Below are 7,772 nucleotides of genomic sequence, written 5' to 3'. Positions count from 1 at the left end.
GTCGGGTCCCCGGCCGGGCCGCGCAGCGCCAGCGTGCGCGCCGCGCTTTGCGAGGCCAGGCGCGCGGCCTCCGCCGCTCCGGGTCCCGCCTGCCAGCGCGCCACGAGATCGGAAATGTCGGGATAGCGCATGTCCTGCGGCCGGGTGCGGCAGGGCGGCCCCAGCAGGCCGCCGATCGCCTGCATCGCCGGGAGCGGCGGCAGGCAGGCAAGCGCCCGGCCCTCGCGCGAGGCCCAGAGCACCCGCCCGGGCGCCGGAAACATCAGCGGATCGCTGGCCCCTTCGACGGCAAGCGCGGCCCGGGCCAGGTCCTGTGGCGGCCGCCCGCCCTGCCCCGCCAGACGGGCCAGCGCCAGGAGCGCGGCGGTCGAGGTGCCGGTGCCGCCGCCCGGTTCGTCAAGCGCCCGGATCAGCACCCGCCCGCGCAGCCCGGCCCCCAGCTGCGCCAGCATCGCGCGCGCCCGGTCGGGACGCAGCGCATCGCCCTGCAGTCGCAGCGCCGGAGCCGGGCGATGAAGCGCGACGACCCCCGCCGCCGCGCAGGGCAGCGTCACCAGCACCAGCGGCCCGGCCGGGCCCAGCCGTCCCTGCAGGAACTCGCCGAAATGCCCCGCGATGCGGAGCCGTCCCGCCCCGGCCGCCCGGTCATGCCGCGGCTGTCCCATCGCCTGCGTCCCCCCTGTGCGATCCGCCCGGCCAGCCCGGCACCGCCTCGCCATCCAGCCGCGTCTCCGCCCGCGCCAGGGCAATGCAGGCCCCCGCGACGAACCGGAAGCGGACCGGCCATGCCCCGCCCCGGAACCGCAGGAGGACGCGGTCCCCCGCAATGCCCAGCTGCACCGCCGCGCCGAAATCGGGAATATCGGCCAGCCCGGCCGAAAGCGCCTTGAAAAGCGCCTCCCGCGCCGCGAAGAGGAGCGTCGCCTGCCGCGCCGCGTCCCGGCCGGGCAGGCCGACGGGGACGCCGAGCCGCGGCCCCAGCTCGGCCGCCAGCGCCGCGGAAAAGAGCGGCGCCAGGTCGATCCCGATCCCGGCGCCCCCCCGGCAGGCCGCCGCCAGGACCCGGCCCTGCGCATGGGTGATCGAGCCCGAGAACCCCGCCGGCCAGACCGGCACCCGCCCCGCGCGGCCCACCGCCCCGTCGCTGCCCGCCGCGCGCAGGGCCAGCGCGGCACAGAGCCGCCCGCCCAGGAACTCCGCGCGCCGCGCGGGCCGCGCGCCTGCCAGCGCCTCCGGCAGCTCCAGCCGCAGCGTCCCGTGCCGGACGTGATCCACATTTCCCAGCGCGACCCGGCAGGACCGCCAGAACACCCCCGGCGCGGCGATCGGCGCGCAGCCGGAGAGACCGCGCAGGCGCAATGCGCCGCCCCGTTCCCCCGCCATGCCCGCCTGCTGCGCCGCCGTCACCTTCCGCCCCGCCTGCCCTGCATCCGTCCCGCGATGCGCTCTATCCCATCGGCACGGGGCCGTGCAAAGACCTTGCGTCGCGCCGGGACGCCGCGCGGCGGGGTTCAGCCCCGGCGCCGCCGCGGCTATGATGGCGGCCATGACCCGAAAACCGTGCCGCCCCCCGCGATGACCGACCGCCTGCCCGCACTGATCTGCCTGCCCCCGGCCGGGGCGGGCGCGTCCAATTTCCGGCCCTGGATGCGCCGCGACGCTGCCGTGATGGCCCCCGCCCTGCCGGGCCGCGACGCCCGGCTGCGCGAAGAAGCCCCCGCGACCATGACGGCCCGCGCCGCCTGCCTCGCGGCGGAGCTGGCCCCCGCCCTGCCGCCGCGCTACGGGCTGTTCGGCTATTCCATGGGCGGCACGCTGGCCTGCCTGCTGGCGCGCGAGCTGGCGGCGCGCGGCCTGCCCGGCCCGGAGGTGGTTTTCGTGCTGGGGGCGCTGCCGCCGGACCGGCTTGCGGACGGAACCCGGCGGCTGGACCTGCTGGAACGCGACAGCGCCGGGTTCTGGAAGGAGATCGCGCGCATGGGCGGCACCCCGGCCGAGCTGCTGCAGGATGCCGGGCTGCGCGCCCTGTTCGAGCCGGTTTTGCGCGCCGATTTCGCCGCCTGCGCGGCAGGGAGGATCCCCCCGGGCCCGCCGCTGGACTGTCCGGTCGAGGTCTTTGCCGCGCGCGGCGACCATGTCGTGTCCCGGGACGAGGCGCAGGGCTGGGCGCGCTTCACCCGCGCGACGATGCGGCTGCATCCCCTGGAGGGCGGCCACATGCTGGACCGGCCGCAGCTGGACGCGCTTCTGCCGCGGCTGCGCGGCCTCTGGCCCGTGGCGCCGGCGGCCTGAGGGCGGCATCCCGAGTTTTTCACTCGGGAAAGCGCCTCCGCAAGCCCTTGAAATAAAGAATTTTTGTCAGGTTTTTTATGCTTGAAGGCCGCGCCGGATCGCATATGTAGGGATCAACGACGACGCCGCCAGCAGGTCGCAAGCTGAAAGCCAGCCCAGCGAGCCACGCCGTCGACGGAATGCCGCCGCGCCAAGTCAGCCATATGCCAGCGGGCGCGGGCGCCTTCCAATTCCGGACCGCCGGAGCCCCTTTCCAGCCAGAGATCATCCAGCCAGACGGGGCCCCTGCCGGATCGGGCCGCGCGCCGGTCGCGCGGGCCGCCGCGCCGCTATTTCGTCAGGATCAGCTTGCCCGCGCGGGTGATGCGCAGGGTGTAGATCTGGCCATCCAGCTCGATCAGCGCGGTGGTGCCGTCGCGGATCAGGTCGCGCGCATCGAAACGCGGAAGCTGCGGAAAGGGCGTGGGGGCAAGGCTGCCATCTTCCATGGCGGGTCTCCTGGCTGTAGGGGTGGGAACATGCAGGACATGGCCGGACATGGCGGTCAGCATGTGGCCGCCCCCGGAATGCGGGTCAGCCCGGCAAGAAAGGCGCGGCTGTCATTGGCTTCGCAAAGCAGCATCGCATGCCGCTCCGCCGCGGCCATCTCGCCGCGCGCCACCATCCGCAGGCAGGCCATGAACTGGCGTTCATGCGGGGTGATCCGCGCCGCGCAGCCGGGACAGTCGGGATTGGCAAAGCGCAGCGCCGAGCCGCGGGCCACCAGCATCTCCTCGATCGCCGCGCAGAGCGGCGGCAGCGCCGCCATCCCGCCGGGCAGGTGGACCGCCTCGGCCAGGGCCTGCCGCCAGGCATGGCTGGCCGGGCGGGCGAAACTCTGGAACAGGTAGCGCGCGACCCGAAGGGTCCGGGCCTCCGGCGCGCTCAGCACGGTCTCCATGCGCGCCATGGCAGCCGGCGCCTCCGGGGCCTGGGACCTGTCCCTGGCGGGATCCGTCCTGTCTGTCATCAGCTCTCTCCTCCGAGCAGTCGCAGGCAATGGCATGCGCCGGAAGCCGGGCAGTCGCTGGTCGCCGGGACGGACCCGCTTGGGGCCGTCCGATTTCCGACAAATTATGTCGGATACAGGCGCATTGGCAAGCCCCTTCGCGCGCCCGCGGCTCAGGCGCCCAGGATGCGGCTGAGAAAATGCTGCGTGCGGGGATGGCGCGGCGCGTCGAAGAAGGCCGCCGGCGGCGCCTCCTCGACGATCTGTCCCTCGTCCATGAAGATCATCCGGTCAGCCACCTCGCGGGCAAAGCCCATCTCATGCGTGACGCAGATCATGGTCATGCCCTCCGCCGCCAGCGCGACCATGACATCCAGGACCTCGCGGATCACCTCCGGATCGAGCGCCGAGGTCGGTTCGTCGAACAGCATCACCCTGGGGCGCATGCACAATGCCCGCGCGATGGCGGCGCGCTGTTGCTGGCCGCCCGAAAGCATGGCCGGGTATTTCCCGGCCTGCGCGCCGATGCGCACCTTGTCCAGGAACTGGCGGGCGCGGGCCTCCGCCTCGGCCCGGGGCAGCCCGCGCACGCGCATCGGCGCCAGCATGCAATTCTCCAGGATGGTCATGTGCGGGAACAGGTTGAACTGCTGGAACACCATCCCGATCTCGGCGCCGATGCCGGGCGTGCCGCCCGGCGCGCGGGACAGCTCCGAGCCGTGGACCACGATGCGGCCCTTCTGATGGGTCTCCAGCCCGTTGAGACAGCGGATCAGGGTGGACTTGCCCGAACCCGAGGGCCCGGCGATGACGATCCGCTCGCCCTGCGCCACCGTCAGGTCGATGTCGCGCAGGGCATGATAGGGTCCGTACCACTTGTTCAGGCCGGACACCTCGATGACCGGAGCGGCGGGCACGGCGCGGGCGACCGTGTCGATGCGGGCGGGAAAGGACATGGCAGGCTCCGGTCTCAGGCGGGCCGGAGGGCGGCAGCCGCGCGGTCGCGCGCCCGGGCGGCCAGCCAGTCCAGCTGCGCGGCGCTTTCCACCGAATCGGGGAACTGGCCGCGCAGCACCTCCAGCGCCGCCTCGGCGGACAGGCCCTGGTCGATCAGCAGGCCGGCGGCGATCAGCCCCGAGCGCCCGGCGCCGTAATGGCAGGACAGGCCCAGCGTGCCGCCGTCTTCCAGGATCCGCGCCACCCGGCTCTCGATCTGCGCCCATCCGGCCCGGAACCCGGGTCCCGGCACGCTGTAATCCTCGATCGGCAGATGGGCAAAGCCGGTGCCGCGCGCGGTGCAGGCCGTTTCCAGCGCCGCCAGGGCGCCGCCCGGCATTTCGCCGGGCTCCACCAGCACGGCCAGCAGGCCGCAACGCGACAGGACGGGATGATCCAGCGTCGCGGCCATCCTGGCGGGATCGAGATAGGCGCCGCCGTCGATGCCGAAGGCCAGCCCGGGGAACCCCATCGTGACGATCCGTCCGCCCCGGGGGGCGGCGATCTCGGTGCGGATGCTCGTTTCCAGGTCCATGAGCTGCCTGCGCTGCTGCGGCGAGTATTTCTCCGGCTCGATCATGCCCATTCTCGATGTCCTTTTCTTGTCGATACGCGGCCTTCGGGGGAAGAAACGCCGCCGCGGGGGGCCTCGGGGCCCCGCGGCGGCGCAGGTTTCAGCGGATCGGGTAGGGATACATCAGCCCGCCATCCGCGGCATCGGCATTGACGGTGCCCGCGCGGCTCAGCGCGAAGGGCGTCCCGGCGCCCAGGTGGCGCTCGAACACCTCGGAATAGGATCCGACCTGGCGGATCACCTGATAGGCCCAGTCGCCCGGCAGGCCCAGCTTGGCCGCCATCTCGGTCGCCGCGCCATCGGAGGACAGCAGGCGCGCCACCGCCTGGGGCTGGCTGCCCAGATCCGCGCGCGCCGCCTCCACATTCTGCGAGGTCAGACCGTGGCGATCGGCATTCAGCATCACCTGGAAGGCCCAGAACACCGCCGATTCAAGGTCCTGGTCGGGCTGGGTGACCAGCGTCAGCGGCTCGTTGGAGATCACCTCGGGAAGGATCACGTAGTCGTCCGGGGCGGCCGCCAGCAGCCGGTCGGAATTCAGCGCGGTGACATCGGAGGCATAGACGTCGCATTTGCCCGCGAAAAAGGCCTCCAGCCGCGCGGTTTTGTCGGCGATGTTCTCCACCCGGTATGCCATGCCGCGATCGCCGAACCAGTCGGCCAGGGTCAGAAGCGTGGTGGAGCCGTCCTCGGCGCAGACGGTCGCCCCGGCCAGGTCGGCGGCCCGCGCCACGCCCAGGGATTTCGGCACCATGAAGCCCTGCCCGTCATAGAAGGTGGTCGCGACGAAGGTCATGCCCGCATCGGCATCGCGCGTGCCCGTGCGGGTGATCGAGCGCGACGCCATATGCGCGCCGCGCGCCACCAGCGTCTTCATCGCGTCGGAAAAGCCGATGCCGCGGATATCCGCCTTGTCGGCATCGCCCAGGATCGCGGCCGCGGCCATGCGGCAGAAATCGGTGTTGAAGCCCTGGAAGACGCCCTGGCTGTCGGGGACCGAGAAGCCGGGCGAATTGGGGTTCACGAGGCAGATCAGCCGGTCGCCGGACTTGATGTCGTCGAGAACCGCGCCGGCGAAGGCGGCGGGGGCGGCCAGCGTGGCGGCGGCAAGCAGGAGGCAGGAGAGGAAAGGTTTCATGATGCTATCCGTTCTGGGGCTGTGGGTGTGGGGATCGACGCCCGAGTCGTCGCCATACCTGTATACACGTACATCGTAAGAAATTTGCGACAGAATGGCCGGCCCGCCCCCGATCTCGCCGGAAATATGCGGATCTGCCTCTTTGGCAGGCAGATCCCCCCGGCTCACTGCCCCGCCTCCCGCCGCTGCAGGCGGCGCCCGATCATCGACAGGAAGGCGCAGGACATGAAGAACCACAGGCCGATGACGAAATAGCCCTCCAGCGCCTGGGCCCGCCAGGCGGGATCGGAAAAGGCCATGCGCGCGGTGGCGGTCAGGTCGTGGATGCCGACCACCACCACCAGCGACGTGTCCTTGTAGGCGCCGATCACGCTGTTGACGATGGACGGCAGCGCGCGGCGGATGGCCTGCGGCAGCAGCACTTCGCCCAGGCGCGACCGCCGCGACAGCCCCAGCGCCTGCGCGGCCTCCGCCTGCCCGCGCGGCAGCGCCCGCAGCCCGCCGCGGATATCCTCGGCGAAATAGGCGGCATGGAACAGGATCAGGGCCACCAGCACCGCCGCCACAGGCGGCAGCGCGCTGCCCGACGGCAGCATCAGCGGCAGCACGAAGATGCCGGTGAACAGCACGGTCAGCATTGGCACGCCGCGCGCCGTCTCGATATAGCAGGCCGCCAGCCACGCCGTCAGCCGGTTGCGGTCCTGTTCGCGCGCCAGCGCCAGCAGCACGCCCAGCGGAAAGGCCAGCGCGACCGATCCCAGCGACAGCAGCAGCAGCACCGGCAGCCCGTTCCAGCGCAGGCTGCCCACGGGGACCATGCCCCAGACCCCGCCCCCCAGCAGGACCAGCGCCGCCGCCAGCACCGCCGCCCAGAGCAGGGCCAGCCCGGCCGCGCCCGGCCGCGTCCCGCGCCCGCTCAGCCACAGCCCCGTCAGCACCGCCAGCGCGCAGAGCAGCAGGCTGGCCATGCAGGGGCGCCACAGCAGGTCATGCGGATAGGTGCCGAAGAAGATCAGCCCGGCCTTCTCGGTGATGAAGGGCCAGCAGATGCCCGCGCGCTCCGCGCAGAGCGCGGCCGGGTCCCATGGCCAGACAGCATCGGCGACGACCCAGCGCAGTGCGCCCGCCGCGACGGGCAGGCACAGCAGCAGCGCCGCCAGGCTGACGATCAGGGCGGGCAGGGAGGCGGGGCGCAGACGGCGCGGAAACGACCCCATCTCAGCGGCCCTCCCTGCGGCGCAGCCGGTCGCCCAGCCGGTTCAGCTGGGTGGTCACCGCCAGGCAGATCGCCAGATACACCGCCATCGTCAGCAGCATCATCTCCAGCGGGCGGAAGGTCTGGTTGATGATCGTGCCCGAGACCGACATCAGGTCGGAATAGCCCACGGCGATGGCCACGGAGGTGTTCTTGATCAGGTTGACATACTGGTTGTTCATCGGCGGCCCGATCAGGCGCAGCACCTGCGGCAGCACGACCAGCCGCGTGGCCTGGCGCGGCGACAGGCCCAGGGCCTGCGCGGCCTCGCGCTGGCCGGGGGGCACCGACAGGATGCCGCCGCGCAGCACCTCGCCGATCTGGGCCCCGTGATACAGCATCAGCGTCACCGCGATCACCGCGAATTGCAGCGAGACCCGGCCGCCGCCGGTGAAATCGAACCCCTCCAGCCGCGGCACGGACCAGGCCAGCGGCACGGGATCGAGCCACAAGGCCAGCAGCGCCAGCCCCGCCAGCGCCTCCGCCACCGCCGCCGCGACCGGCTGGGCCCGCCCGGTCCGGTCGCGGC

Annotated in this window: 10 protein-coding genes; 1 reads left to right on the top strand and 9 read right to left on the bottom strand. The window is 72.5% G+C overall.

The window, feature by feature from the left end:
* On the bottom strand, positions 1-665 hold a 665-nt coding region (locus ICN82_RS20465), incomplete at its 3' end, for a propanediol utilization protein (protein ID WP_193187005.1).
* Positions 646-1,383 (bottom strand): hypothetical protein, encoded by a 738-nt coding sequence (locus tag ICN82_RS20460; RefSeq protein ID WP_193187002.1) that lies wholly within the window; start codon positions 1,381-1,383, stop codon positions 646-648. The genes ICN82_RS20465 and ICN82_RS20460, both read right to left, overlap by 20 nt.
* A 96-nt stretch (positions 1,384-1,479) precedes the next feature.
* On the opposite strand from ICN82_RS20460, the gene ICN82_RS20455 reads away from it, so the two are divergent.
* Complete coding sequence (locus ICN82_RS20455; RefSeq protein WP_193186999.1) at positions 1,480-2,292, top strand: thioesterase II family protein; 813 nt, start codon at positions 1,480-1,482, stop codon at positions 2,290-2,292.
* A gap of 329 nt (positions 2,293-2,621) precedes the next feature.
* Here the strand turns inward: ICN82_RS20455 and hemP are convergent, their stop codons facing one another.
* The 7 genes from hemP to ICN82_RS20420 all read right to left on the bottom strand — a co-directional run.
* The gene (hemP, locus tag ICN82_RS20450; RefSeq protein WP_193186996.1) at positions 2,622-2,780 is read right to left on the bottom strand and encodes a hemin uptake protein HemP; all 159 of its coding nucleotides are present in this window, start codon (positions 2,778-2,780) and stop codon (positions 2,622-2,624) included.
* Positions 2,781-2,836: 56 nt separating this feature from the next.
* The gene (locus ICN82_RS20445) at positions 2,837-3,301 is read right to left on the bottom strand and encodes a hypothetical protein (RefSeq protein WP_193186993.1); all 465 of its coding nucleotides are present in this window, start codon (positions 3,299-3,301) and stop codon (positions 2,837-2,839) included.
* Between the two features lie 152 nt (positions 3,302-3,453).
* A complete protein-coding gene (locus ICN82_RS20440) occupies positions 3,454-4,236 on the bottom strand; it encodes an amino acid ABC transporter ATP-binding protein (protein ID WP_193186990.1) in 783 nt (260 codons plus the stop codon).
* A gap of 14 nt (positions 4,237-4,250) precedes the next feature.
* Positions 4,251-4,862: a protein-tyrosine phosphatase family protein gene (locus ICN82_RS20435; RefSeq protein ID WP_193186987.1), complete on the bottom strand. Its 612-nt coding sequence runs from the start codon at positions 4,860-4,862 to the stop codon at positions 4,251-4,253.
* Positions 4,863-4,950: 88 nt separating this feature from the next.
* Positions 4,951-5,988 (bottom strand): transporter substrate-binding domain-containing protein, encoded by a 1,038-nt coding sequence (locus ICN82_RS20430; protein ID WP_193186985.1) that lies wholly within the window; start codon positions 5,986-5,988, stop codon positions 4,951-4,953.
* 164 nt (positions 5,989-6,152) lie between these two features.
* Positions 6,153-7,205, bottom strand: a complete 1,053-nt coding sequence (locus ICN82_RS20425; RefSeq protein ID WP_193186982.1) for an amino acid ABC transporter permease — start codon at positions 7,203-7,205, stop codon at positions 6,153-6,155.
* A gap of 1 nt (position 7,206) precedes the next feature.
* Positions 7,207-7,772 (bottom strand): ABC transporter permease subunit (locus tag ICN82_RS20420; protein ID WP_193186979.1); only part of this gene is annotated, 566 nt, incomplete at its 5' end.

It is taken from the genome of Mangrovicoccus algicola (genome assembly GCF_014903745.1).
In the GTDB taxonomy this organism is placed as follows: domain Bacteria; phylum Pseudomonadota; class Alphaproteobacteria; order Rhodobacterales; family Rhodobacteraceae; genus Mangrovicoccus; species Mangrovicoccus algicola.
Note: the sequence above shows the minus strand (reverse complement) of the source record. Positions and strands in the feature narration are given on the sequence as shown.

What these genes read in the sequence shown, in the direction of transcription:
- ICN82_RS20460 (WP_193187002.1), bottom strand. Translation starts at nt 1,383, where the DNA reads ATGGCGGGGGAACGGGGCGGCGCATTGCGCCTGCGCGGTCTCTCCGGC.
- ICN82_RS20440 (WP_193186990.1), bottom strand. Translation starts at nt 4,236, where the DNA reads ATGTCCTTTCCCGCCCGCATCGACACGGTCGCCCGCGCCGTGCCCGCC.
- ICN82_RS20445 (WP_193186993.1), bottom strand. Translation starts at nt 3,301, where the DNA reads ATGACAGACAGGACGGATCCCGCCAGGGACAGGTCCCAGGCCCCGGAG.
- ICN82_RS20430 (WP_193186985.1), bottom strand. Translation starts at nt 5,988, where the DNA reads ATGAAACCTTTCCTCTCCTGCCTCCTGCTTGCCGCCGCCACGCTGGCC.
- ICN82_RS20425 (WP_193186982.1), bottom strand. Translation starts at nt 7,205, where the DNA reads ATGGGGTCGTTTCCGCGCCGTCTGCGCCCCGCCTCCCTGCCCGCCCTG.
- ICN82_RS20435 (WP_193186987.1), bottom strand. Translation starts at nt 4,862, where the DNA reads ATGGGCATGATCGAGCCGGAGAAATACTCGCCGCAGCAGCGCAGGCAG.
- hemP (WP_193186996.1), bottom strand. Translation starts at nt 2,780, where the DNA reads ATGGAAGATGGCAGCCTTGCCCCCACGCCCTTTCCGCAGCTTCCGCGT.